General features: G+C 62.2%; 1 protein-coding gene. It reads right to left on the reverse strand.

Annotated elements, in window-relative coordinates; all coding sequences use genetic code 11:
• Nucleotides 1-953, reverse strand: a 953-nt coding sequence (locus NKH03_RS34780; protein WP_352973355.1) for an MFS transporter, incomplete at both ends; no start/stop codon positions are given.

A 953-nucleotide genomic window follows, 5' to 3' on the forward strand; every position in this document is an offset into this window, starting at 1 on the left:
CTTGCCAGCTGCACGCTCACACCGACCCCTGACCAGGCGGTGACCCAGCCCGCGCCGCCCAAAGCGAGTGCAATTGCCGCCACCCCGATCGAAGTTGTCAGTGCCAGGGAAAGTGAGCACGCCGCGCAGGCGACGCAGGAGAGCCTCATCAGCCGCTCCTGCGACAAGCTCCGTCTGAACAGGCTGTTGGAGAGGCCAGCGAAGACGGCTCCGGTCCCGAAGCCGGCCATGAGCGCGCCATAGGCGAGCGGGCCTCCTCCCAGCTGATCGCGGACAACCACCGGCAGCAGCGCGAGTATGGCGATGCTCGCCAAGCCAAAGAGGGTTCCGCGCGCGATCGCGGCCTTGATTTCCGATGACATCGCCGTGAAGCGCAGCCCGTCATAGATCGCCGTCCTCATCGACTCGCGTGGAAGAGGGGAAGAACGAACCTTCCACTTGCAGCGCCAAATAGTGGCCAAGGGTACGAAATAGGTGAGCGTGGTCACCGCGAATGCCGCCATAAGGCCAAACGAGGCAACTACAATGCCGCCGAGCGCCGGGCCCACAGTTCGGACGGTATTGAATCCAACAGAAAGCAGGGTGACGGCAGCGGGAACATCTCGTCGATCCACAATATCGCCAACCGACGCTTGCCAGGCCGGATCATTGAGAGCACCGCCGCTTGCGATCAAGAAGCTGAAGCCGAGGATCATCCACGGACTGACAAAGCCCAGCGCCACCGATGCGGTCAGCATCGCGGACGCAATCACCATAAGGCACCGACCGGCGAACATCACCCTGCGCCGGCTGAAATTGTCGGCGAGAGCTCCGGCAAAAACGGACAGGACGAAAGCGGGCAGGTTCGATGAAGCCTGCACCAGCGCAACCATCAGATCGGAAGTCGAGATCGTTGCCATCAGCCAGCTGATGGCGACAGTCTGCATCAACCAGCCGAGGCTTGAAACCTGCGT

The organism is Mesorhizobium sp. M1406, from assembly GCF_040317555.1.
Lineage (GTDB): Bacteria > Pseudomonadota > Alphaproteobacteria > Rhizobiales > Rhizobiaceae > Mesorhizobium.